Source organism: Ensifer sp. D2-11 (assembly GCF_054161295.1).
Map to the genome: position 1 here is coordinate 1,011,713 of NZ_CP096433.1, position 23,147 is coordinate 1,034,859.

The following is a 23,147-nucleotide window of genomic DNA, read 5'->3' on the forward strand; positions in this document are numbered from 1 at the left end:
AACTCCTCGACGCCGTCAGCCTGCCACCGGTACTCCATCCCTAATGGCATCAGTTCTGGGCCGCTGCCGCATATCTGAGCGGTGGCAACCCTTATGAATTCGCGGCCGCCCCTCATCCGCCTGCCGGCACCTTCTCCCCGCAGGCGGGGCGAAGGAGACTCGCGGCGCGGCTCCGCACTCGTTTGCCCGATCGAAGGCACGGTCGAGAGCTCAGCAAGATAGGTCAGGAATATTGACTTAAATATTGCGCTGTGTTCATGTCCCTCGGGTGCAACCGGGAGGACCTCCATGCTGGATTGGGAAAGCATTTTCGCCACGCGCTCGAGCCGGATGAAGGCTTCGGAGATCCGCGAATTGCTGAAGCTGCTCGATCGCCCCGACATCATTTCGTTTGCGGGCGGAATTCCCGATCCGGAGCTTTTTCCGAATGATGCGTTCAGAGAGGCTTACGCCGAGATTTTCGGTGGGCCGTCGGTCGGTGCCGCGCTGCAATATTCGATAAGCGAGGGCTATCGCCCGCTTCGCGAGTGGCTCGCCGGGCAGATGGCGGCACTTGGCATTCCGGCGAGCGTCGACAACATCTTCATCACCTCCGGGTCGCAGCAGGGGCTCGACTATCTCGGCAAGCTGTTTCTGTCGCCGAAAGACACGGCGCTCGTCACCTGGCCGACCTATCTCGGTGCGCTGCAGGCCTTCAACGCCTATGAACCTAGCTACGATCAGCTGAACCCCGCCGGCAACCGGACGCCGGCAGCCTATGCCCAGGCCGCAGCGGAAGCGGGCGGGCGCGTCAAGTTCGCCTATCTCTCGGCCGACTTCGCCAACCCGACCGGCGAGACGGTGGGCCGCGCCGGGCGCGAGCGCGTCCTCGAACTTGCCGAGGAGCTCGACATCGCCATCATCGAGGATGCGGCCTACCAGTCGCTGCGTTATGACGGCGAGGCGATCCCGCCGATCCTTGCACTTGAGATCGCCCGCAAAGGCGACATAAACAGCACCCGCACGATCTATTGCGGCAGCTTCTCGAAGACACTGGCGCCTGGCCTTCGCGTCGGCTGGATCTGCGCCGCCGAACCGGTGATCCGCAAGCTGGTGCTGATGAAGCAGGCCGCCGACCTTCACTCCTCCACGATCAACCAGATGGCGATCGCGACCGTTGCCGAGCGCGGCTTCGAGGAGCAGGTGGCCAAGATCCACAAGGCCTACCGGCAGCGGCGTGACGCGATGCTGTCGGCGCTCGAAAAATACATGCCCGCCGGCGTCACCTGGACGAAGCCCGAAGGCGGCATGTTCATCTGGGTAACGCTGCCGAAGGGGAGCGACGGCGCTGAGCTGCTCGCCAAGTCGATCCAGACGGCCAAGGTGGCTTTCGTCCCCGGCCGCGCCTTCTTCGCCGACGGCTCCGGCGAAAACACCCTGCGGCTCAGCTTCTCCTGCGCCAACGACAGGATGATCGACGAGGGCATCCGTCGGCTGGGCGATCTCGTTCGCGGCGAGGTCGCGCAGGCGGCCTAGGCGGAAGTCGCGGCGGGCTCTGGGTATTGCCCCTCATCCGGCTGCCGCCACCTTCTCCCCGCAAGCGGGGAGAAGGGACAAGCGGCATTCACTCAGTTCCGATGAACGGTTGCGGAGAAATATCGAGCGGCTACCGCGAGTCTCCTTCGCCCCGCTTGCGGGGAGAAGGTGCCGGCAGGCGGATGAGGAGCGGCCGCGGATCCAGAAAGTCCTGCCGTCACTCAGATATGAGGCCCGAGCAGCGACAGATCGGCTTCGCCGAGGCGGTCCTTGGCGGTCCAGAGCTGATGCCAATAGGGATAGAGCACCGGCGGCAGGCTGACGGCGTCGAGGAGTTCGCGTTCCTCGTCGGTGAGCTTCAGGCCGGCGGCGGCGAGATTGTCGCGGAACTGGTCCTCGGTGCGCCCGCCGATGATCACCGAGGTGACGGCATCGCGGCCGATAAGCCAGGCGAGCGCGATCTGCGCCGGGGACACGTTGCGCTCGGCGGCGATCGCCACCAGCATGTCGACGATCTTCCACAGCCGTTCCTCGTCGCGGATCGGCGGCTCGTTCCAGCCGGCAAGCTGGCGGGTGCCTTCCGGCGACTGTCCGCGCCTGTGCTTGCCTGACAGAAGGCCGCCCGCAAGCGGGCTCCAGACGAGGATGCCGAGACCCTGGTCGATCGAAATCGGGACCAGTTCGTACTCGGCCTCGCGGGCTTCGAGCGTGTAATGAATCTGTTGGCTGACGAAGCGCTGGCGATGTTCGAGCGCACTGATGCCGAGTGCCTTCATGATGTGCCAGCCGGAATAGTTGGAGCAGCCGATATAGCGCACCTTTCCCTGGCGCACGAGCGTATCGAGCGCTTCCATCGTTTCCTCGAGCGGCGTCTGGCCGTCCCATTCATGCACCTGGTAGAGGTCGATCACATCGGTCTTCAGCCGCTTGAGGCTCGCCTCGCAGGCGCTGATCAGGTGATGGCGCGAAAGACCGCCGTCATTCGGACCCGGGCCCATGGAGAAGCGTGCCTTGGTGGCGATGAGCACACCGTCCTTGCGCTTTCCGCCGAGAACCTCGCCGATGATCTCCTCGCAGGCGCCGGTCGAATAGATGTCCGCCGTATCGATCAGATTGACGCCCGCATCCAGGCAGAGGTCGACATAGCGGCGGGCGTCCGCGATGCCGACATCGCCGACCTGGGCGAACTTGCCGCCGCCGCCGATCGTCATCGTGCCCATGGTGATGGTCGAGATCTTGAGCCCGGAGCGGCCGAGCCGACGATATTCCATTGTCTCGCTCCTTGTGTTTTTGGTCGAGTAGGGATGTTAGAGGAATCTCGCGGGTATCGCGTCCTTATAGGGAAAGAGCGGGAAATAAGGCCGCGCCTCGGCCAGCGTGCGCTGGAAGGAGGGGCGCTCCAGCAGGCGCTCGAAATAGGCGCCGAGGTTTGGATGCGTGCCGTCGAACGGGGCCACGATCCCGGCATAGAAGAGGGCGGGCGCGGCGGCGCAGTCGGCGATCGAGAAGCTTTCCCCAGCGGCAAAGCGCCGGTCCCTGAAGTGGCGTTCGGCAAGATCATAGGCGGTCGCGAGCGACGCTTGCGCATCGGCGACGCCGCGCCGGTCGTTCTCGCCGGAAGCGCGGAGCGTGTCGGTCACGATCTTCTGCATCGGCACCTGGACGTAAAGGTCGAAGAAGCGGTCCCAGAGCCGCGCCTCGAGCGCCAGGGCGTCGTCGCGCGGGATCAGCGGCTGCGCTCCGGGGTAATGCTGGCCGAGATATTCGATGATCACCGAGGTTTCCGGCACCGTCCTGTCGCGCACACTGTCGTGCAACACGGGGATCTTGCCGACCGGCCAGACCTCCAGATAGCGCGCATGCTCCGCCGGGTTCCCCAGGTCCACGATCTGCGGCTTGAACGGAGTGCCGGCTTCATAAAGCGCGATCAGCACCTTGTGACAGAAGGATGCGAGCGGATGGAGATAGAGGGTGAGCGTCATGCGACATTTCCTTGGGCCAAACCCCCGGTGACTATAGCGCGGATTCGGGAAGGGAAAAGTACGCTTGTCCGCAACGCCCTCGGTGGAAGTCCGTCATCGGCCTGGTCGAGGTGCCGGCGCGCGGCCGCGTTGTGGGTCTGGGGGCTGCAAAGGCGCAGGAAAAGGGATCGCAGTGTCGAAGGAAACGCCGCAGAGGGGACAGAGCGACTTCACGCATGAAAACGACGCGCAAGGGCGCGTCGCAAAGTGGTACCAGCCTACAGCGGCAGACGTGCAAAGATCGCCGCAGCTGCTGTGCAGCCGGAGCGGCGCGCCTCAGCGCGCGCGGGCGACTTTCTTCGGCGACGGCAGCAGGCCTTCTCGCTGAAGCTTCTTGCGCGCCAGCTTGCGGGTGCGGCGGACAGCTTCGGCCTTTTCGCGGACGCGCTTTTCGGACGGCTTTTCGTAGGCGCTGCGCATCTTCATTTCGCGGAAGACGCCTTCACGCTGCATCTTCTTCTTGAGAACGCGAAGAGCCTGGTCGATGTTGTTGTCCCTGACGAGTACCTGCAAAGTAGATCCTTTCCGTATTTATGGGATTGCTGATTGGGTTCTTTATTTCGGAGTCCTGATGCTCAAGGGTTTGAACCAGGGCTTACCGTCGAGCGATGCCGCCTGGCCATGTTCCTGAACCGGCGAAGCCGTTTCCGAAGGATCGATGTCGTGTTCGAAGATGCGCCGCTCGAAGTTCTCCGTTCCGAACCGCACCCGATACTGCGCTTCCCCATGTTCGGCCGCGGGCAGGATCGACACGATGCGGCAGGTCCGGTCCGCAGCAGCCGTGCGCGTGAGATCGGCTCTCAGGACGACACTGTCGCCAACGCTGTAGGTGTTCCGGCCCATGGCCATCTCCTTCGTCCATGCCACCCGGAGGGCGGCACAAGCAAAAAAGGCCGGGCGTTACCCCGACCTCCTCTTGAGCGCCGCGCGTCTTTTCAGACGCGCTAGGGCGCCCCCGTCATTCAAACGCTCCCTGCCAGTACATCCGTGGTCAGCGGAGGCGAATGACGAATTTATGCGGCCCGCAGATTGTCTGCCGAGCTCTTGCCGGACTTGGTGTCGCGGACGATGTCGTAGGTAACCTTCTGGCCTTCTACGAGCGAACGCATTCCAGCGCGTTCAACGGCGGAGGCGTGCACGAATACGTCCGTAGCGCCATCGTCGGGCTGAATGAAGCCGAAGCCCTTGGTGCTGTTGAACCACTTTACGGTGCCTGAGTTCATAACGATTTCCTTTCAATCGCTAGAGTTCCCGGACGAATATCAGTCCGGTATGATCGATATTGAGAGGAAATCTGACGAAGCGCTTCGGCGCGTAGACAAAGGTCACAAGCAAGTTTCGATGAGCTATATATAAACGCTGCTTCGAGATATGCAATGGATGAACCGAATTTAATTGTGCGAGGGCCTCACCCCGTCCGGAAAATACGATCAAGCCGCTGATTTGAATCGCAAATAATATTCTCGAGGGATCGTTCGAAAACATTCGGGGGAATGCTCCGGCCGGCGGACGAGCTGAGGTTCTTCCGGCTTTTCGCTGTCACATCCCTGTAAAGCACCCGCTCTATCCCTCGGCGCGATCTTTCTCCGACCGAGGGCAAATTCATGAAAACGCTTCTCCCTGCCGTCGCCGCCGCGCTCGTCGCCGGCCTTCTGTCCACTGCCGCTTTCGCCGAAAGCCTCGTGCTCTACACCAGCCAGCCGAACGAGGACGCGCAGGCGACGGTCGATGCGTTCGAGGCGGCGAATCCGGGTGTCGAGGTCGACTGGGTGCGGGAGGGGACGACGAAGATCATGGCCAAGCTGATGGCCGAGATCGAGGCGGGCAACCCGGTGGCGGACGTGCTTCTGATCGCCGATACGGTGACGATGCAACGGCTGAAGGAAGCGGGACATCTGATGCCCTACAAATCTCCGGAAGCGGCGGCTTATGAGGCCTCGCTCTTCGATGGGGAAGGCGCCTATTATTCGACGAAGATGATCACCACCGGCATCATCTACAACGCTTCCGCTTCGATGAAGCCGACCGGCTGGCAGGATCTTGCGAAGCCGGAGGCCAAGGGTCTCGTTACCATGCCGAGCCCGCTCACCTCGGGTGCGGCGCTGATCCATGCGCAGACGCTTGCCGGCATCGACGGGCTCGGCTGGGACTATTACAAGGCGCTCGCCGAAAACGGCGCGACGGCTGCCGGCGGCAATGGCGGCGTATTGAAAGCGGTCGCGACCGGCGAGAAGGCCTATGGCATGGTGGTCGATTTCATGGCCATCCGCGAGAGGGCCAAGGGTGCGCCGGTGGAATTCGTCTTCCCGGCGGAGGGCGTTTCCGCCGTCACGGAGCCGGTCGCCGTTCTGAAGACCGCAAGGAATCCGGAGACAGCAAAGAAATTCGTCGATTTCCTGCTCTCCGAGGAGGGCCAGCAGGTGGCCGTGAAAATGGGCTATATCCCGGCGCGCGACGGCATGGCCTTGCCGGCGGGCTTTCCGGCGCGCGAGACGATCAAGGTGCTTCCCGTCGATGCTGCCGAAGCCGTCAAGAACTCCGAGGCGGATCTGAAAACCTTCTCCGGCATTTTCGGTACCAACTGACCTTCCGATGCCGGACACTGACGAGATCGCCCGCAACCGGCGCCGGGTACCTCGCACGCCGGCTGCGGACCCGAATGCCGAGGGAGGTTCCGGCTTGAAAATGCTGGGGCGCCCTGTGCGCGTAATGGCAAAGGCGCGGTCCTGGCGGTGGCTTCGGTTCGCATTCGGCGGCGCGACGGAGGAGGGGGCCGAGCGGAGCAGGGAACCGACCCGGGCCCCGCTACCGAAGGCGCTGACGCGGACGCTGCGCGGCTTCGAGGTGCCGCCGTCACCCTACGTGACGGAAGATCGATCACCTAAGACGAACTCCTCGAAGGCCGGGACGGGGTGGCGAGCGGCATATTTTCGACTTCGTGGCCAGCGCATGTCCGCGGGCGGGGAGCCCGCATGGCTCCTGGCATTGGTGTTCGGCGCAGTCTTTCTGCTTTCGGCGCTGCCGCTGATCCGACTCGGATGGGCCGGTATCAAGGGGCTCGAAGGAGGCGAGGCGGTGAGGGTGCTCTTCGAGGCGGCGACCTTCGCGGCGCTCCGCAATACGCTGATTACGGCGGCGGGCGGCATGGCGATCTCGCTCTTCGTCGGGGCACTCTTCGCCTTTGTCGTTGCGCTTACGGATATCCGCGGCAAGCTTGCCCTGAGCTTCGCCTTCATGCTGCCGATGATGATCCCGCCGCAGGTGACGGCGCTCGCCTGGGTGGAGATGTCGGGTCCATCGAGCCCCCTGCTCAAGACGCTGGGGCTTGCACCGCCGCTCGGCAGCCCGCAGCCACTCTATTCGCTTGCGGGGATCGCCTTGCTTCTCGGCGTACAGCATGCGCCGCTCGTCTTCCTGGCGGTCAAGGCCGGACTTGCAGCGGCCCCGCGCGACGGGGTCGAGGCGGCGCGGCTTTCCGGCGCCTCGCCCTGGCGCGTCTTCCGCGACATCGTTCTGCCGCTTTCCTCTCCGGGGCTCATCGCCGGAGCGGCGATCGCCTTCGTCTCCGGTATCGGCAATTTCGGTATTCCGGCGATACTCGGCATTCCCGCCTCGATCGAGACGCTGCCGACCTTGATCTTCAGCCGGTTTGCGAGTTTCGGTTCGTCCACCTTCGGCGAGATCGCCGTGCTTTCGACGCTGATCGCCCTGATTTCCGCAGCAGGGCTGCTGCTGCAGCAGCGAGCGCTCAAGGGCAGGGACTATCGCCTGATCGGCCTTGCCGGCGCGAGGGCCGCCTTCACGCTCGGGCGCTTGCGGATCGCCGCGGAGGCGCTGCTTTGGTCAATCCTGGCGCTGCTGCTGGTCGCGCCGCTCCTGGCGCTCGTCGCAAGTTCCCTGGTGCCGGCCTACGGCGTGCCGCTCAGTTTCGACACCATGTCCTTGAACGCCTATGGGGAAGTACTCTTCCGCCAGTCGATGACGCTGACGGCGCTCAAGAATTCCCTCTTCCTCGCCTCCGCCGCTGCAGTCGGCCTGCTTGCGGTCACCATACCGGCCGGTTACCTGCTCGTGACGCGACGCGGGCGGCTTGCCAGTCTGCTGGCGATCCTGATCGAGATCCCCTATGCGCTGCCCGGCATCGTGCTCGCCGTCGCCTTCATCCTTGCCTTCGCGGCACCGCTGCCGCTGATCGGCGTTTCGCTCTACGGTACGATCTGGATCATTCTTGCCGCCTATTTCTCCTCCTTCCTTGCCGTGAGCCTCAAGCCGGTGATGAGCGCCTTCCTGCAGATGGATCCCTCGCTCGAAGAGGCGGCGCGGCTTGCGGGTGCGGGGTTCCTGCGCCGTATGCGCGATGTTCTGCTGCCGCTTCTGGCCCCGGCCGCCGGCGCCTCGGTCATCCTCGTCTTCCTAATCGCGGCGAACGAATTGACCGTCTCGGCGCTCCTGTGGTCCGCCGGCACGCAGACGCTCGGCGTCGCGATCTTCAATCTCGACGACAGCGGCTCTTCCGATCTTGCCTCGGCGCTCTCCGTGCTCGTCGTCGTCATGGTCATCGGGTTGATGGCGGCGCTCGAATTCCTCGCGAAATACCTGCCGGAGGGCGTGCTGCCATGGCGCAATTGATCCTCAACCACCTGACCAAGGACTTCGGCGGCAAAGGTGCAGACCGGGTAAGGCCGGCTGTTTCGGACGTGTCGCTGGCGCTGCGCAAGCAGGGATTTCTCGCACTGCTCGGGCCTTCCGGCTGCGGCAAGACGACGGTGCTCCGGATGATCGCCGGCTTCGAGCAGCCGACGGACGGCTCGATCGAGCTCGGCGAGCGCAGGCTTTCGGATGCAACCCGCGTGCTGCCGCCGGAAAAGCGCAACATGGCGATGGTGTTTCAGTCCTATGCGCTCTGGCCGCATATGACGGTGGCGGAGAATGTCGGCTACCCGTTGAAGGTCCGCGGCATTTCCGGGGAAGCCTGGCGCAAGCGGGTAGGCGACGCGCTTTCGCTGGTGAAGCTTACGGATTTCGCCGATCGGCGGCCGGCTGTACTTTCCGGCGGTCAGCGGCAGCGTGTGGCGCTGGCGCGCTGCCTGGTCACGGAACCGGACGTGGTGCTGCTCGATGAGCCGCTCGCCAATCTCGATCAGCATTTGAGGAAGTCGATGGAGGAGACCTTCCGCGCCTTTCACGAGCGCTCCGGCGCGACGATGATCTATGTGACTCACGACCAGGCCGAGGCGATGGCGCTTGCGACCGATGTCGCGGTGATGTCGGAAGGCAAGCTTCTTCAGGTGGCGCCGCCGGCGGAAATCTATGCGCGGCCGGAGGGGCGGGTCGTCGGGGGCTTGATCGGTCGCGGCGCGATCGTGCGGTTGAATTTGCCGGAGGGAGGGGCGCGTGCGCTCGATTGGCCGCTCCTCGGCGCCGCGCTTGGTGAGATGCCCGCGGGTGAGGAGCATGCAGGCGGGGGGCCGCTTTCCGACGTGCTCGTCCGTCCGGAGCAGGTTCATCGGGATAGCGAAGGCATTCCGATGCGGGTTCTCTCCTCGGTCTTCGAGGGCGAACGCTTCGCTCTCACACTGGCGCTGCCGGACGGGCAGAACGTCAAAGCCTATAGCAGCGTGCCGCTCTGCGAGGGCGCTCGCGTTCCCTTCGTCGTGAGTGGAGGCTGGCGGCTTTGAACGAAGCTTGCGGCGACAGGCGGCCTTGCGGGCCGGAACCAGCCTTGGCCTTGCACGTTCCACCGTGCAGCACGACAATAGCGGCGGCTAACGATCGAGCGGATCTGGCGGCCGGCGACAGAAGGAGGCGGCGCGCAGATGTATGTCATGGCTCTTGCGACGGATTACGACGGCACACTTGCAGACTACGGTGCCGTCCGTCCTGAAACTCTGGAGACCTTGAAGAGGCTGAAGGAGAGCGGGCGCAAGCTTCTGCTCGTGACCGGGCGCGAGCTGCCGGACCTCAAGAGCGTGTTTCCCGAAATCGACGTGTTCGACAAGGTCGTCGTCGAGAACGGCGCGCTGCTCTATACGCCGGAAACCGGGGAGGAGCGGCTGCTTGCACCCTCGCCGCCGGAGGCCTTCATCGAGCGCCTCAAGGAGAAGGGCGTCGACAGGATGTCGGTCGGCCGTTCCATCGTCGCCACCTGGGAGCCGTTCCAGACAGCCGCGCTCGAGGCGATCAACGAACTCGGCCTCGAACTCGAGATCATCTTCAACAAGGGCGCCGTCATGGTGCTTCCGACCGGGGTGAACAAGGCCACGGGGCTCAAGGCGGCCCTCAAGGAGATGGGGCTTTCCTTTCTCAATGTGGTGGGGGTAGGCGATGCCGAGAACGATCACGCGCTTTTAAGGATGTGCGGCTGCGGAGCCGCGGTCGCCAACGCTCTGCCGGCGCTCAAGGATACGGCTGACGTGGTCCTCGAGGGTGTGCGCGGGGCCGGCGTCGAGCAACTGATGAACCGGATCATGGAGTCCGACTATGCGTTGTGCGCGAGTGCCCGTCACCAGGTGCCGATCGGTGAGGATGACGAGGGGCAAGTGGAGATCGGACCGCAGGACGTGCTGCTGATAGCGGGGAGTTCCGGCATCGGCAAGTCGAGGCTGGCGACCGCCCTTGCGGAGCGATTACGGGAGCGGCACTTTCAGCTCTGCATATTCGATCCCGAGGGCGACTATGAGGGGCTTGAAGGCGCCGTGACCGTGGGTAACGGGTCTGTCGCGCCTACGGGCAGGGAGGTGCTGGAGCTGCTGGCCAATCCGGACGACAACGTCGTCGTCAGCGCAACAGGCGTCGAACCCAACGACCGGCCCGAGTTCTTCGCCAACCTGATGCCGGACCTGTCGGCACTGCGTGCCAGGACGGGCAGGCCGCATTGGCTGATTATCGACGAGGCCCATCACCTCATGCCGGCAGCGCGCGACAGTGCCTCGCTCGCGCTGTCCGACGACCGCTCCGGCATGATCATGATCACGGTCCATCCGGATTCCGTCTCGCCGGATGCGCTCAAGGAGATCACTGCGGTCGCAGCGCTCGGTCCAAAGGCGCGCGACGTAATCGCGACGATATGCTCCGTCTTCGACGAGGCGCTGCCGGACGGGCTGGACGCTTCTTTCGGGGAAGACGAGGTTCTTTTCTGGCGGCGCACGCCGCCCACGCCGGTTCGGCGGATCAAGGCCGAACAACCCCGGGAAGCCCGCAAGCGGCATACGCGCAAATATGCGGAGGGCCGGTTGGGCGAGGAGGCAAGCTTCTATTTCCGCGGTCCGAAGAACGAGATGAATTTGCGCGCTCACAATCTGACGATGTTTCTGCAGATCGCCGAAGGCATAGACGACAGGACCTGGGAGCACCATTTGCGTCGCGGCGACTACTCGAAGTGGTTCGAGGAACGCATCGGCGACGAGGAATTGGCGGGGGAGGCGGCAGGCATAGAAGAGGATCGTTCGCTCTCGCCCGCCGAAAGCCGGCAGAGGCTGGCCGAGGCGGTGCGCCGGCGCTACACCGCGCCCGCATCCGAAGCGGGTTGAGCCGCCGCCTGCCGCGGGCGTTGAAAGGACGACCTCTTTACTTTTTCGGCTTCTGCTTCGAGGCGGCGCTGCGGCCGTCGGAGCTTTTCGAACGTTCGTCGAACCGCTCGGCGCCTTTCCTAAGGTCGGACCCCTTTTGTGCTTCTGTCTTTTTCTCTTCCTTGGCGGCGCTTTTGCGCAGGCCGGTGGCGGATTGCTTGCCCTTTGCCGTCGGGGCTTGTTCGATACCCATGGCAGCGATTCCTCCTTGAGCGAAACCCAGACTGAACGTGCTCAGATATTTCTTTGTTCCTCTGCCGATGAAGGTAGTTGTGGACTGCCTTGATTTTGTCGCTCTTGCCTTCTCTGTGGCTTTTTTGAATTCCTAGAATGAAAGCGCCTGATTCGCGCCGCACCGCATACGATCTCCGTGTTCCGAGTTTTCGGGCGGCCGGGGAACTGCCCAAGGAGAAGAACCATGACGGAATACAAGAAGCCGATCATTACCGAGATGCGCCCGAAGATCACGGTCATCGGCGTCGGCGGCGGCGGCGGCAACGCGATCAACAACATGATCGCCGAAAACCTGCAGGGCGTCGATTTCATCGCCGCAAACACGGACGCGCAGGCGCTGGCGACGTCCAAGGCGGAGCGGCGGATCCAACTGGGCGCTGCCATCACCGAGGGTCTCGGCGCCGGTTCGGTGCCCGACATCGGCAATGCGGCCGCCCAGGAATCGATCGACGAGATCATGGATCACCTCGGCGGCACGCATATGTGCTTCGTCACGGCAGGCATGGGCGGCGGTACCGGTACGGGAGCGGCGCCGGTGATCGCGGAAGCGGCGCGGCGGGCCGGCATCCTGACGGTTGCGGTCGTCACCAAGCCCTTCAGCTTCGAGGGACAGCGGCGCATGCAGACGGCGGAGCTCGGCGTCGAGCGGCTGCGGGAGAGCGCAGACACGGTCATCGTCATCCCCAACCAGAACCTCTTTCGCATCGCCGATGCCAAGACGACCTTCGCCGACGCATTCATGATTGCCGACCGGGTCCTCTATTCGGGCGTCAGCTGCATCACCGACCTGATCGTCAAGGAGGGGCTGATGAATCTCGACTTCGCCGACGTCAAGACGGTGATGAAGGGCATGGGCCGGGCGATGATGGGCACGGGCGAAGCGACCGGCGAGAACCGCGCGATGCTGGCGGCGGAAGCGGCGATCGCCAACCCGCTGCTCGACGAAGTCTCCATGCGCGGTGCCAAGGGCGTGCTCGTGTCAATCTCCGGTGGCATGGACATGACGCTTTTCGAGGTGGACGAGGCGGCGACCCGCATCCGCGAGGAAGTTTACGACGAGGCCGACATCGTCGTCGGCGCGATCTTCGACCGGAGCCTGGACGGCACTTTCCGCGTGTCCGTCGTCGCGACCGGCCTCGACAGCAACCGCAGCGCCCAGCCGACGGCGCCGGAGGCCATGAACGGCCAGACGGCGGCCGCCGTTCCTTCGCGCACGCTGCAGTAGGATAGCGGATACGGCGGATGCCCCCGTACGGGGGAGATGTCACGAAAGTGACAAACGGGTGCGAGTTTTCAGGAAACACAACACTACTGCAGTTTGCCCCTCTCCTCGGGTTAAACCCGAGGACTAGCCCTCTCCCCGCAAGCGGGGAGAGGGCTAGTCCTGATCGGGCACATCCCATTCCAAGCAATCTGGCGGAGGCAACAGAGCGCTGCGAGTCCCTTCGCCCCGCTTGCGGGGAGAAGGTGCCGCCGGCAGGCGGATGAGGGGCGGGCCTTTCGGCAGCAGCTGGATATCAGTCAGGCAGGCCGGCGCGGTGCAGATCGCGGACGAAACGATCGATGAAATCTTCCGGCATGACCGGCACGCTGCCGAAGTAGAATTCGGCGCGGGCCGTTTTCACGGTCATGTCCGGCCGCCGGCGAAGAAGGTTCGCCACGGCTGAACCGGCTTCGTCGGACCGCTCCATGGCACCGAGGGAGGCTGCCAGGACCATTGCCGGCCAGAAGGTGGCGTTCTCCTGGCGCAGGGAGGCGCGGGCCGCTTCGGCGGCTTGCGCGAAGCGACCCGACTGATAGTGGGCGATGGCCACCATGTTGTAGAACGTCCACAGATGCGGATCGCGGGGGCTCAGCCGGAAGGCTTCGTTGATCGCGGCAATGCCTTCCTCCGGGCGGCAGACATAGCAAAGCGCTTGCCCGAGGGCGAAGTGGCCCTGGGCGAAGCTTGCATCGAGCCTCAGCGCATTGCGCAGGTGGTCTATGCCGCGCTGCGGCTGGCCGCCGAGCGCCCGTGCCCGGCCCAGCGCAAGATGGGCAGCCGGCTCACGGTCGTCGAGCGCGATTGCGCGTTCCGCGAGCGCCGTCGCGTCGGCGATCCGCTCGGCCCGCTCGTCCAGGGGGCCATACCAGCCGAGCTGTATATGGACATAGGCAAGCCGCGCATGGGCCTGGGCAAAGGCGGGCTCGAGATCGATCGCCCGCTCGAAGACCGCTTTGGATATCCTCAGATTCTCCAGATCGAACTTGTAAAGGTGCCATAGCCCCTTCAGATAAATGTTCCAGGCATCCATGTCCGTCGCGGTGTGGCCGCGCAGCGCAGCGAATTCGATGAAGCCGAGTTCCGGCTCCACGGTGCCGGTGATCTGCCCCGCGATCTCATCCTGGAGCACGAAGACATCGTCCAGCATGCGGTCGTAGCGTTCTGCCCAGAGCAGCATGCCGGTCTCGCCGCTCAGCAATTGCGCCGTGATGCGGATGCGGTTCGCCGCGCGACGTATGCTGCCCTCGATCACGTATTTGACACCCAGGTCTTCCGCCACCCTCCTTACGTCGGCTGCCTTCCCTTTGAAGGTGAAGGAGGAGTTGCGGGCGACGACGCGCAACCACCGGCATCGGGCGAGCGTGGCGATCAGTTCCTCGGTAAAGCCGTCGGAGAAATGTTCCTGTTCTTCGACGCTCGAAAGATTGACGAAGGGCAGGACGGCGATCGAGGGACGCTTCTTACCGGGCAGGGGATCGGTTTGCGCCGGCGCTGGCGGCTCTTCGCCTGCCGCGCCGCCCGGCTGCCAGCGCCAGGCGCGCAGCGGACCGGGAAGATCGGCAAATGTCCTGCAGCCGATTTCGGTCAAGGGGAAATCCACCTTCAAGCCGATCTGGTCATAGACCTGCTGCGACACACAGACGCCCCCGGGCGGCGCCATCTCCTGCAGGTGCTCGGCAACGGCAATGCCTTCGCCATGGATATCGCCATCGTCAGCGACGATGTCACCGAGATGGACGCCGATGCGCAATTCCAGACGCTCTGCTTCGGCGCCTCCGGCGTGGTCATGCATCGTTCGCTGGATCGCGACCGCGCAGGCGACCGCGTCGAGAACGCTTGCGAATTCCGCAAGCGTGCCGTCTCCCGCCTGCTTGACTATCCTTCCGCCATGGGCCGCGACCAAAGGCAGAATGAAGGCATCACGGCATCGTTTGACCGCCCGGTACGTGCCCGCTTCATCCAGTCCCATCAGCCGGCTATAGCCGACGACGTCCGCGTCCATGATCGCTGCCAGCCGCCTCATGCCGTCCGTCTCCCGGCGATGTCGTGAGCGAAAAACCGATCGGTTGAACATGTGTGAGCGGTAATTCGTGCGTAGTTTCCGGTCCGCTCCAAAGTGCCGCGGACGCCATGAAAAGTCGCATTGCGATCGCCTCGAGTGGGAGAGTAGCAATGGGGAAGCGGCAAGTCTATCGGGGCGAAAACCGCTATCTTCGGCTGACGCGCCAGATGACATTGCCGACATCGTCGGCGACGAGCAGGGCGCCCCGCCTGTCGATCGCAACGCCGACCGGCCGGCCCATCGCCTTGCCGTCCCGACCGACAAAGCCGGCGAGGACGTCTCGCGGCCGGCCGTTCGGCTTGCCGTTGGCGAAGGGCACGAAGATCACCTTGTAGCCGCTGTGCACGCTGCGGTTCCAGGAGCCGTGCTGGCCTACGAAGGCGCCGTTGGCATAGGCGCGCCCGAGCGATGCGCCTTCGGAGAATGTCAGCCCCAGCGAAGCGGTGTGCGAACCGAGAGCGTAGTCGGGTTTTACCGCCTTCGCTACGAGATCCGGGCGCGGCGGCTTGACGCGCGCATCGACGTTCTGACCGAAGTAGCTGTAGGGCCAGCCATAGAAGGCGCCGTCCCTGACCGAAGTCATGTAGTCCGGCACGAGATCGTCGCCGAGCTCGTCCCGCTCGTTGACGGCGACCCAGAGCTCGCCGCTTTCCGGGTTCCAGGACAGACCATTGGGATTGCGCAGGCCCGAAGCGAAGACCCGGGTGCGGCGGCTTGCCTTGTCCACCTCCAGGACGGCGGCGCGATATTTTTCCGCAGCCATGCCGTTTTCCCCGACATTGCTGTTGGAGCCGACGGTGACATAGAGCTTTCGTCCGTCCGGGCTCGCGATCACGTCTTTCGTCCAGTGATGATTGAGATTTCCCGCCGGCAGGTCGATGATCTTTTCCGGCATGCCCAGGCGCGTCTGGCCGCGGGAATAGGGGAACGCGACGAGCGCGTCGGTATTGGCGACATAGAGCTTGCCCTCTGAAAGCGTCATGCCGAAGGGCGCGTTGAGACCTTCGGCGAAGGTCCTGCGAAGATCGGCGATACCGTCGCCGTCGGTATCGCGCAGGAGCGTGATCCGGTTGGCGCTTGTCGCCGCGGCGCCCGCTCGCTTCATCGCCAGCTTCATGAATGCCTTCTTGAGGCTGAAGCCTTCGTCGTGTTTGGCCGGTGCATTGGTTTCGGCCACGAGCACGTCACCGTTCGGCAGCACATGCAGCCAGCGCGGGTGATCGAGGCCCGCAGCAAAGGCGTTCACCTTCAGCCCTTTTGCCGGCGTCGGCGTGGCGCCTTCCTGCCAGCCTTTTGCGTCGGCGATGTTGACGGTCGGGATCACCGTAGGGTTGGGCTTCGGCAAGGTCGGATTCGGGCCATAGCCGACAACGCCCGTCGTACGGGCCGCTTTTTGCGCCGAAACGCCGGCGCAGCCCGCCATAAGCGCACCGGCCATGGTGATGACGATCAGGTTTCGCGGAACGGTAGTCATCCCTATGCCCTCCGGAAGAGATCGGCTGTTCTCGCAGTGAGACGGAACGCCGTGTCATACTATTCCCTTCCGCATCCGATCGGCAGCGTTCTCGGCTCGTTCCCTGCAATCTTTGCGAGGGGCCGCATTCGGGAGTATTCTCTCCTGCAGCAAGAAAAAAACGGGGCGCAGCGCGTCTCCAGACGATGCTTGTGCCTCTTCAGCGATTGTGAATGCCCGCGAAAAAATCCGCTCCCAGAAGGGGAGGGAGTTCGCGCGCAGCCTTGGGAGGAAAACATGAAACACAGAGCCGAAAGCGGGGGGACATCGCGCCGCAGATTTCTGCGCGGCGCTGCAGCGGCCGGGGCGGCCATGGCTGCAGCGCCAAGCATCGTGAGGGCACAAGGGCCGGTCAGCATGCGCTGGCAAAGCACCTGGCCGTCCAAGGACATCTTTCACGAGTTCGCGCTCGACTTCGCAAAGAAGGTCAACGACATGACCGGTGGCGACCTCAAGATCGAGGTGCTTCCGGCCGGTGCCGTCGTGCCGGCATTCGGACTGCTCGATGCGGTTTCCGAAGGAACGCTCGATGGCGGCCACGGCGTGATGGTCTATCACTACGGCAAGCAGACTGCACTGGCGCTATGGGGATCGGGGCCCGGCTTCGCCATGGATGCCAACATGATGCTGGCCTGGCACAAATATGGCGGCGGCAGGGACCTGCTCGCCAAGCTCTACGAGTCGATCGGCGCCAATGTCGTGTCGTTTCCCTACGGGCCCATGCCGACACAGCCGCTGGGCTGGTTCAAGAAACCGGTCGCCAAGGCCGAGGATCTGCAGGGACTGAAGTTCCGCACCGTCGGTATCTCGATCGATGTGTTCACCGGGCTTGGTGCGGCAGTCAACGCTCTTCCGGGCGGCGAGATCGTCGCCGCACTCGACCGCGGCCTGCTCGATGCGGCGGAATTCAACAACGCCTCATCCGATCGCCTGCTCGGCTTTCCCGACGTCTCCAAGGTCTGCATGCTGCAGGGCTATCATCAGAATGCCGAGACATTCGAGATCCTGTTCAACAAAGGAAAGTTCGACGGCCTGCCGGACCAGATGAAGGCAATCATAAGCAATGCGGTGGACGCGGCGTCGGCGGACATGGCCTGGAAGGCGATCGACCGCTACTCCACGGATTATCGCGAGATGCAGACGGCCGATCAGGTCAAGTTCTACAAGACGCCCGAAGCGATCCTGAAGCGGCAACTCGAAGTCTATGACGAGGTGGTGAAGAAGAAATCTGCGGAAAATCCGGTGTTCAAGGAGGTTCTGCAGTCCCAGATTGCCTTTGCCGAACGCGCGACACGCTGGGAGCAGGATACCGTCGTCAACCGGCGGATGGCCTTCGACCACTATTTCGGGCGAGACGGGGTCGCCAAGTCGCTCTGACTTCATCCCGATCCCGCACATCACCGGCGCGGGGCCGGTGATGTGCGGTCAGGACCTGGCCATCCCGGGGGTGCGCGTGAACGTTCAGCATCTGCTCATGAGGATCGACGCCATCAGCGTCTGGACCGGCAAGGCGGCCGCGTGGCTGATCATCGGTCTGATGGTGCTGGTCTGCGGTGAAGTCTTCAAACGCTACATCCTGAACATGCCGACCGCATGGATATTCGATGCCAGCAACATGCTCTACGGCAGCCTCTTCATGCTGGCGGGCGCCTATGCGCTGGCGCAGAACGCGCATGTGCGCGGTGATTTCATCTACAGCTCGTTGAAGCCGCGCACGCAGGCGGCGCTCGACCTCATCCTTTACATCTTCTTCTTCCTGCCAGGCATCGCCGCCCTCATCTATGCAGGCTACGACTACGCCGCATTGTCATGGCGGATCGGCGAGCACTCGACGGTCACGGCTGAAGGGCCGCCGATCTACTACTTCAAGACGGTCATTCCGATCGCAGGCGCGCTCGTCATTCTTCAGGGACTGGCGGAGATCCTGCGCTGTATCGTCTGTCTCAGAACCGGGGCGTGGCCGGCCCGGCTGAAGGACGTCGAAGAGATCGACGTCGTGGCTGAGCAGCTTGCCCATAGCGAGCATCTGGACGAGGAAACGCGCGAGGCTGCCATCGAACGCGCGCAGGACATCGACAGGGCGGCCCGGCAGCGCGGCCTCGGAGGGGGAGAGCGGTGAGTGAACCATTCCTTGGCTTGACGATGCTGGGCCTCATCGTGGTCGTGATCATGATGGGATTTCCGACGGCCTTCACCCTCATGGGTCTCGGAATGCTGTTCGGTTTCTACGCCTTCTACAATCCGGTGGAACCCTGGATCGACAATCGCGTCTTCGATCTCATGGTCCAGCGCACCTACGGCGCCATGACCAATGACGTGCTGATCTCCATCCCGCTTTTCGTGCTAATGGGCTACGTGATGGAGCGGGGCGCGCTGGTCGACAAGATGTTCTACAGCATCCAGCTGTCATTCCGGCGCGTTCCGGCATCGCTCGCGGTGACGACGCTCATCGTCTGCACTTTCTGGGGCATAGCCAGCGGCCTTGTCGGCGCCGTGGTTGTGCTGATGGGGGTGATCGCCATGAACCCGATGCTGCGGGCCGGTTACGATGTGAAGCTTGCCTCGGGCGTCATCACCGCCGGAGGAACGCTGGGCATCCTGATCCCTCCTTCGGTGATGATCATCGTCTATGCGGCGGTGGCCGGCCAGTCGGTGGTCAAGCTCTATGCGGCGACGATGTTTCCCGGCTTCTTTCTGGCGCTCCTCTATCTCGCCTATGTCCTCGGCTGGGCGATGCTCAATCCGAAGATCGCGCCGCGGCTGCCGGAGGAACAGACGCGCGTACCGGTGCCGCCATGGATGAAGCATTTCGCAGAGGTCTATTCATCCAACATGCTCGCCGGTCTTCTCGTCGCTCTCGTTTCGCCGTCACGCGCGCTCGGGATCAAGGCGGGGGAGGGACGGCTCACCTATTGGAAACTCGTCAAGAACCTTGCTGCGGCGTTCGTTCCGCTTCTGCTGACGGCGTCCACGCTCGGTCTTCTCTGGTGGTATGTCGTCATTCATCAACAGGCCGCCGCGACCGAAGCACCGGAGGGGCTGGAAGAGCTCGGCGCGCCGCTTGCGGATTCAGGACCTGCGACGGCTGACGGCCCTGCGACGAGCTTCTACGTCTGGTTCGGCCTCGCCGCCGCGGTCGCCGTCTTCGCGCTCCTGCGTTACTATCGCAACATGACGGCCGAACGGCTGCAGGTGGTGAAGCTCCTCGTTTCCTCAGTCATGCCGCTCGCAATCCTGACGGTGGTGGTGCTCGGGGTGATCCTGTTCGGCATCACCACTGCGACGGAATCCGCCGCAGTCGGCGCGGCCGGTGCCTTCCTGCTGGCGCTCCAGGCGCGGACGCTTGACTGGCAGCGCACCAAGGAAGCGGTGTTCCTGACCGCCAAGACGACCGCCATGGTCTGCTGGCTGTTCGTCGGGTCGGCGCTTTTCTCCGCCGTTTTCGCGATCCTCGGTGGACAGGCGCTGGTGGAGCAATGGGTTCTCGCGCTCGATCTCACGCCGGTGCAGTTCATGATCCTGTCGCAGGCGATCATCTTCATTCTCGGCTGGCCGCTCGAGTGGACCGAGATCATCATCATCTTCGTGCCGATCTTCCTGCCGATGCTCCATCATTTCGACATCGACCCGATCCTCTGGGGCGTGCTCGTCTTCGTCAATTTGCAGGCTGCGTTCCTGTCGCCGCCGGTTGCAATGTCGGCCTACTATCTCAAGGGGGTGTCGCCGCCGCAGGTGACCCTCAACCAGATATTCGCGGGCATGATGCCTTACATGCTGATCGTCATTCTCTGCATGATCATGATGTATATCTGGCCGGGCATGACGCTCTGGCTGCCCGAATATCTCTACGGCTGACGCGCTTGCTGCGGCGGTGCAACGGCGCCGCCGATATGACGCGCGAATGTTCATCTGATACAGCGCCATACAAAAACAGGGCCCGCCGTCAGCGAGCGGGTCCTGGTAGATTGCGGCGAAAACTTCAATCTCTCTATATTCCCGGCGGCAATATCACGCCCGGGTGCCAAACGCACCGGGCATATCCATCACTCTCCGCCCGGGGGCCGCCGCGAGCTCGACCGGGTACATCCTCGCAATCGGAGTTCACCCTGAAGCGAGCTCCGATCTAAATTGCTACTGAAATCATTTCCCTGATTGCACCGCTATTTTTGACGAGATCGGTGGCCTTGGTCCAGTAACTTTTCAGGGCGATTTGTTACGAACTACGACCGATTCTTGCGCAAGAGGCGGCTTGAAGAGCGTTACACCCCGGGCGCCTCCGGGAATCCCGCCTTTTTGTAAAGATTTCATAAAAGCCGAACGTGTTTCGTAACGGTCTCAAAATTAGTTAATGCTTATGTGTTGCGGTGGGGCTGCTGAGAGGGAAGGCTATGAGGGCCGCGACGTTCCGCCTGCATTTGAGAAGGCTGGTGCGCGACAGGGACGGCAACTTCGCCGTTCTTGGCGCGATCGCATTCGTTCCGATCATCGGTGCGGCTGCGCTGGCGATCGACTTCGCCGGGGCTTACTTCGAGGCGGAGAAAATCCAGAGCGCCCTCGATGCGGCCGCGCTCGGCTCGGTCCGAGCCTATGGCGAGGGTGCCACCGAGGACGACGCCTACGACGCGGCGCAAAAATTCTTCTGGAGCAATTATGCGTTGCCGCAGGAGAGCGTCGTCGACGCGCTGGCCGTCGCCACGGAACCGTCCACGCAGGCATTGTCCGTAAAGTTCACGCGCAATGTGAATGAAGATACCGCTACCGCAGAGTTCGTGCTGGACCACAAGCCGCTCTTCCTCGAGCGCCTCCCGCTGCAGATCCGGCGCCTGGCGGTTGCGGCACGCGCGTCCGGGGCCGAGGCCTGCATTCTTGCTCTTCATCACACGGCAGACCGGGCATTCGAGGTCAGCGGCAGCGCGATTGCCGATCTGACGGGATGCGCGGTCCTTTCGAACTCCGGTGACGATCAGTCGGTCTATATCGGCGGCTCAGGCAAGCTCAAGGCCGAATGTCTTTACGCAGCGGGCGGCATCTACAGCTCGCCGCAGGCGGTACAGCTCGCCTGCGAGGCCGCCGTGGAAGGGTCGCCGCGCATACCCGATCCGTTTGCGAGCAAGGCGCTCCCCAAACCTTCGGGCTGGACGGATCTTTCCGGCTGCGGCCAGGCCTTCGTCGCCGGAGGCGGCGGCAACGGCGATTGCAACGGCACCGGAAAGACACCCAAAAATGCCGACGGCTATGTGGTGACGCTGAAACCCGGCACCTATGGCGGCCTGGATCTGAAAGGAGCCGTCGCACTCCAGCCGGGCAATTACATCATCGATGGTGGCCGGCTCGAACTCGGCAGCCAGACGGTCGTCAGCGGCCAGGGCGTGACCTTCTTTCTGATGAACGATGCGGAGCTCAGGATCAACGGAGGCGCCACCTTCAATATCTCGCCCTCGCTCGAGGGCAGTTGGGCCGGCTTCTCGATCGTTGCAGAGCACGGCAACACCGCATCAGCCGTCATCAACGGCAACAGCAAATCCTCGCTGACGGGAATCGTCTATTTCCCCGACGCCGGCGAACTCCAATATGCCGGCAATGGCACGACCAGCGGTGAGTGCATCAGATTGATCGCACAGGAAATCACGCTGATCGGCAACAGTACCTTCAAGATGGATTGCAGCAAGGAGCTTGCAAATACCCACTTCAATTATCCGGGCGCCATCCGTTTAGTGCGCTGACCCTGAAAGCAGCGATGCCAGCCCTCCATTGGCAAGGCCGGCGGGGCGCAGGATAGCCGTCAAACAGCCGCCCAGCGACCGGCAAAAACGCGCCATTCCTGGGTCACAGTAGCGAATCGGCGAAGAAATTTGCGCCATTTGCGCAAGAGAAGCGGTCCTTGCCACAATTTCGCTTCACCTAACCGGCAAGTTTTCGCCTGCTAACCACCGGCTGGCAGGGGAATTTCGAACTCTCGCAAAGCGACCGCCATCAGGTTGGGGGCACGGCCATTGCAATTCGCGGGCCGGCTGCAACACCGGGCTGAAAATCCATATTCGATTTTCGGGGGCCGGCCATGTGCAGCCTCAAAGCGCTAGAGAGTCCTTCGTGCTTTGTGACGAAGGCGTGGTGCAGCCTTGACGGCTGTCGACACGGTACTGCTTACGGGCGGACCGTGCAGCGATTCAGGCATGCGGGCTTGGAGCCTTTAACGGGCGCCGGGCGCGGCCGTTTGCTGCACGCCTCGTTCAAGGACGCTCTAGCCCTTTGATTCCGGAGCATTCTTCATCCGCGATCGGGACGCATTCCCGAATGCGGAGCGGCTCGGCGCGTGCATATGCGCGTCTGCGGAAGGGGCGAACTTCTTGCGGTGGACGGGAAACGAAGAGGCAGGCGAAGGCCGGCATGACGCCGTCCGCGCCGGCTGCATATCGTCGGATCGCAGTCGATCCGGAAACATGCAGCAAAACCAGGTGCTACGGCGACTTTTGCGTCTGATTGGACCGTAGCGCTGTGAGGGAGACCAACTCATGAAGGTTGTCGCGCTTCTGACTGCAGCATTTCTTGCGCTTACGTCACCCGACACCGCATCAGCGGGAATGCTGACCCAGGCGCAGCAATATGCCGGGCTGCACGAGGTGAAAAACAACAGGCGCCTGCGCGCCGCTCTCGGCATCAATCCGGCCCGTACGCCATGGTGCGGCCATTTCATGGGAATGGTTGCCCGGAAGTCCGGCCGGCAGCCACCGAAGAGCTATGGCATCGCCCGCTCGTGGCTGAGGTTCGGTGCTCCCGTCAAGCTGTCCTACGCACGCCCCGGCGACGTCGTCGTCGTCAGAGCCGGACGGAGCTATCACGTCGGCGTCCTGTCGCAGATGTCGAAATCGACCGCACGTCTTATCGGCGGGAACCAGTCGGGCCGCGTGCAATTGTCTTATTTCAGCCGGGCCCAGGTGGTGGCGGTAAGAAGATAGCGGCCAAGGCCGCG

General features: G+C 63.3%; 19 protein-coding genes. 11 read left to right on the forward strand and 8 right to left on the reverse strand.

Annotated elements, in window-relative coordinates; translation table 11 throughout:
• The first annotated feature begins 288 nt into the window (after positions 1-288).
• Entirely contained in the window at positions 289-1,515 is a 1,227-nt protein-coding gene (locus tag M1D34_RS04830) for an aminotransferase-like domain-containing protein (protein WP_010969673.1), read from the forward strand.
• Between the two features lie 221 nt (positions 1,516-1,736).
• On the opposite strand, the gene M1D34_RS04835 is transcribed toward M1D34_RS04830, so the two are convergent.
• The 5 genes from M1D34_RS04835 to M1D34_RS04855 form a co-directional block, all read right to left on the reverse strand.
• Positions 1,737-2,786 (reverse strand): aldo/keto reductase, encoded by a 1,050-nt coding sequence (locus M1D34_RS04835; RefSeq protein WP_010969672.1) that lies wholly within the window; start codon positions 2,784-2,786, stop codon positions 1,737-1,739.
• Between the two features lie 36 nt (positions 2,787-2,822).
• On the reverse strand, positions 2,823-3,497 hold the full coding sequence (locus M1D34_RS04840) for a glutathione S-transferase family protein (RefSeq protein ID WP_498780939.1): 675 nt from the start codon (positions 3,495-3,497) through the stop codon (positions 2,823-2,825).
• A gap of 315 nt (positions 3,498-3,812) precedes the next feature.
• Positions 3,813-4,049 (reverse strand): 30S ribosomal protein S21, encoded by a 237-nt coding sequence (gene rpsU / locus M1D34_RS04845; RefSeq protein ID WP_003537123.1) that lies wholly within the window; start codon positions 4,047-4,049, stop codon positions 3,813-3,815.
• 42 nt (positions 4,050-4,091) lie between these two features.
• A complete protein-coding gene (locus M1D34_RS04850) occupies positions 4,092-4,379 on the reverse strand; it encodes a hypothetical protein (protein ID WP_003537122.1) in 288 nt (95 codons plus the stop codon).
• A 170-nt stretch (positions 4,380-4,549) separates the two neighbouring features.
• Positions 4,550-4,759: a cold-shock protein gene (locus M1D34_RS04855; protein WP_003537120.1), complete on the reverse strand. Its 210-nt coding sequence runs from the start codon at positions 4,757-4,759 to the stop codon at positions 4,550-4,552.
• A gap of 381 nt (positions 4,760-5,140) precedes the next feature.
• On the opposite strand from M1D34_RS04855, the gene M1D34_RS04860 reads away from it, so the two are divergent.
• The 4 genes from M1D34_RS04860 to M1D34_RS04875 all read left to right on the forward strand — a co-directional run bounded on the left by M1D34_RS04860 (position 5,141) and on the right by M1D34_RS04875 (position 11,065).
• Entirely contained in the window at positions 5,141-6,121 is a 981-nt protein-coding gene (locus M1D34_RS04860) for an ABC transporter substrate-binding protein (protein ID WP_498780942.1), read from the forward strand.
• A gap of 7 nt (positions 6,122-6,128) precedes the next feature.
• The gene (locus M1D34_RS04865; RefSeq protein ID WP_003537114.1) at positions 6,129-8,165 is read left to right on the forward strand and encodes an ABC transporter permease; all 2,037 of its coding nucleotides are present in this window, start codon (positions 6,129-6,131) and stop codon (positions 8,163-8,165) included.
• Entirely contained in the window at positions 8,153-9,214 is a 1,062-nt protein-coding gene (locus M1D34_RS04870; RefSeq protein WP_498780945.1) for an ABC transporter ATP-binding protein, read from the forward strand. The genes M1D34_RS04865 and M1D34_RS04870 overlap by 13 nt, the downstream gene beginning before the upstream one ends.
• A 138-nt stretch (positions 9,215-9,352) precedes the next feature.
• The gene (locus M1D34_RS04875) at positions 9,353-11,065 is read left to right on the forward strand and encodes an HAD-IIB family hydrolase (protein WP_498780947.1); all 1,713 of its coding nucleotides are present in this window, start codon (positions 9,353-9,355) and stop codon (positions 11,063-11,065) included.
• Positions 11,066-11,102: 37 nt separating this feature from the next.
• Here M1D34_RS04875 and M1D34_RS04880 read toward each other — a convergent pair whose 3' ends face one another.
• Entirely contained in the window at positions 11,103-11,297 is a 195-nt protein-coding gene (locus tag M1D34_RS04880) for a hypothetical protein (RefSeq protein WP_003537108.1), read from the reverse strand.
• Between the two features lie 225 nt (positions 11,298-11,522).
• On the opposite strand from M1D34_RS04880, the gene ftsZ reads away from it, so the two are divergent.
• Positions 11,523-12,563: a cell division protein FtsZ gene (gene ftsZ / locus M1D34_RS04885; protein WP_010969666.1), complete on the forward strand. Its 1,041-nt coding sequence runs from the start codon at positions 11,523-11,525 to the stop codon at positions 12,561-12,563.
• A 292-nt stretch (positions 12,564-12,855) separates the two neighbouring features.
• Here the strand turns inward: ftsZ and M1D34_RS04890 are convergent, their stop codons facing one another.
• Positions 12,856-14,625: an adenylate/guanylate cyclase domain-containing protein gene (locus M1D34_RS04890; protein WP_498780950.1), complete on the reverse strand. Its 1,770-nt coding sequence runs from the start codon at positions 14,623-14,625 to the stop codon at positions 12,856-12,858.
• Positions 14,626-14,809: 184 nt separating this feature from the next.
• Positions 14,810-16,138, reverse strand: a complete 1,329-nt coding sequence (locus tag M1D34_RS04895; protein ID WP_498780953.1) for a PQQ-dependent sugar dehydrogenase — start codon at positions 16,136-16,138, stop codon at positions 14,810-14,812.
• Positions 16,139-16,414: 276 nt separating this feature from the next.
• Here M1D34_RS04895 and M1D34_RS04900 point away from each other — a divergent pair, with 276 nt between their 5' ends.
• From M1D34_RS04900 to M1D34_RS04920, 5 genes are all read left to right on the forward strand, one after another.
• Positions 16,415-17,554, forward strand: coding sequence for a TRAP transporter substrate-binding protein (locus tag M1D34_RS04900; protein WP_010969663.1), 1,140 nt, complete (start codon positions 16,415-16,417; stop codon positions 17,552-17,554).
• Positions 17,555-17,594: 40 nt separating this feature from the next.
• Positions 17,595-18,296, forward strand: coding sequence for a TRAP transporter small permease subunit (locus M1D34_RS04905; protein ID WP_003529993.1), 702 nt, complete (start codon positions 17,595-17,597; stop codon positions 18,294-18,296).
• Entirely contained in the window at positions 18,293-20,032 is a 1,740-nt protein-coding gene (locus M1D34_RS04910; protein WP_498780956.1) for a TRAP transporter large permease, read from the forward strand. Before M1D34_RS04905 ends, M1D34_RS04910 begins: the two co-directional genes overlap by 4 nt.
• A gap of 533 nt (positions 20,033-20,565) precedes the next feature.
• Positions 20,566-21,900: a TadE/TadG family type IV pilus assembly protein gene (locus M1D34_RS04915; RefSeq protein WP_003529996.1), complete on the forward strand. Its 1,335-nt coding sequence runs from the start codon at positions 20,566-20,568 to the stop codon at positions 21,898-21,900.
• Between the two features lie 789 nt (positions 21,901-22,689).
• Complete coding sequence (locus M1D34_RS04920; protein ID WP_003529999.1) at positions 22,690-23,133, forward strand: NlpC/P60 family protein; 444 nt, start codon at positions 22,690-22,692, stop codon at positions 23,131-23,133.
• Positions 23,134-23,147 lie beyond the last annotated feature (14 nt).

Coding starts and splice junctions, on each gene's coding strand:
- M1D34_RS04830 (WP_010969673.1), top strand. CDS start 289: ATGCTGGATTGGGAAAGCATTTTCGCCACGCGCTCGAGCCGGATGAAG.
- M1D34_RS04835 (WP_010969672.1), bottom strand. CDS start 2,786: ATGGAATATCGTCGGCTCGGCCGCTCCGGGCTCAAGATCTCGACCATC.
- M1D34_RS04840 (WP_498780939.1), bottom strand. CDS start 3,497: ATGACGCTCACCCTCTATCTCCATCCGCTCGCATCCTTCTGTCACAAG.
- M1D34_RS04850 (WP_003537122.1), bottom strand. CDS start 4,379: ATGGGCCGGAACACCTACAGCGTTGGCGACAGTGTCGTCCTGAGAGCC.
- M1D34_RS04855 (WP_003537120.1), bottom strand. CDS start 4,759: ATGAACTCAGGCACCGTAAAGTGGTTCAACAGCACCAAGGGCTTCGGC.
- M1D34_RS04860 (WP_498780942.1), top strand. CDS start 5,141: ATGAAAACGCTTCTCCCTGCCGTCGCCGCCGCGCTCGTCGCCGGCCTT.
- M1D34_RS04865 (WP_003537114.1), top strand. CDS start 6,129: ATGCCGGACACTGACGAGATCGCCCGCAACCGGCGCCGGGTACCTCGC.
- M1D34_RS04870 (WP_498780945.1), top strand. CDS start 8,153: ATGGCGCAATTGATCCTCAACCACCTGACCAAGGACTTCGGCGGCAAA.
- M1D34_RS04875 (WP_498780947.1), top strand. CDS start 9,353: ATGTATGTCATGGCTCTTGCGACGGATTACGACGGCACACTTGCAGAC.
- M1D34_RS04880 (WP_003537108.1), bottom strand. CDS start 11,297: ATGGGTATCGAACAAGCCCCGACGGCAAAGGGCAAGCAATCCGCCACC.
- ftsZ (WP_010969666.1), top strand. CDS start 11,523: ATGACGGAATACAAGAAGCCGATCATTACCGAGATGCGCCCGAAGATC.
- M1D34_RS04890 (WP_498780950.1), bottom strand. CDS start 14,625: ATGAGGCGGCTGGCAGCGATCATGGACGCGGACGTCGTCGGCTATAGC.
- M1D34_RS04895 (WP_498780953.1), bottom strand. CDS start 16,138: ATGACTACCGTTCCGCGAAACCTGATCGTCATCACCATGGCCGGTGCG.
- M1D34_RS04900 (WP_010969663.1), top strand. CDS start 16,415: ATGAAACACAGAGCCGAAAGCGGGGGGACATCGCGCCGCAGATTTCTG.
- M1D34_RS04905 (WP_003529993.1), top strand. CDS start 17,595: ATGTGCGGTCAGGACCTGGCCATCCCGGGGGTGCGCGTGAACGTTCAG.
- M1D34_RS04915 (WP_003529996.1), top strand. CDS start 20,566: ATGAGGGCCGCGACGTTCCGCCTGCATTTGAGAAGGCTGGTGCGCGAC.
- M1D34_RS04920 (WP_003529999.1), top strand. CDS start 22,690: ATGAAGGTTGTCGCGCTTCTGACTGCAGCATTTCTTGCGCTTACGTCA.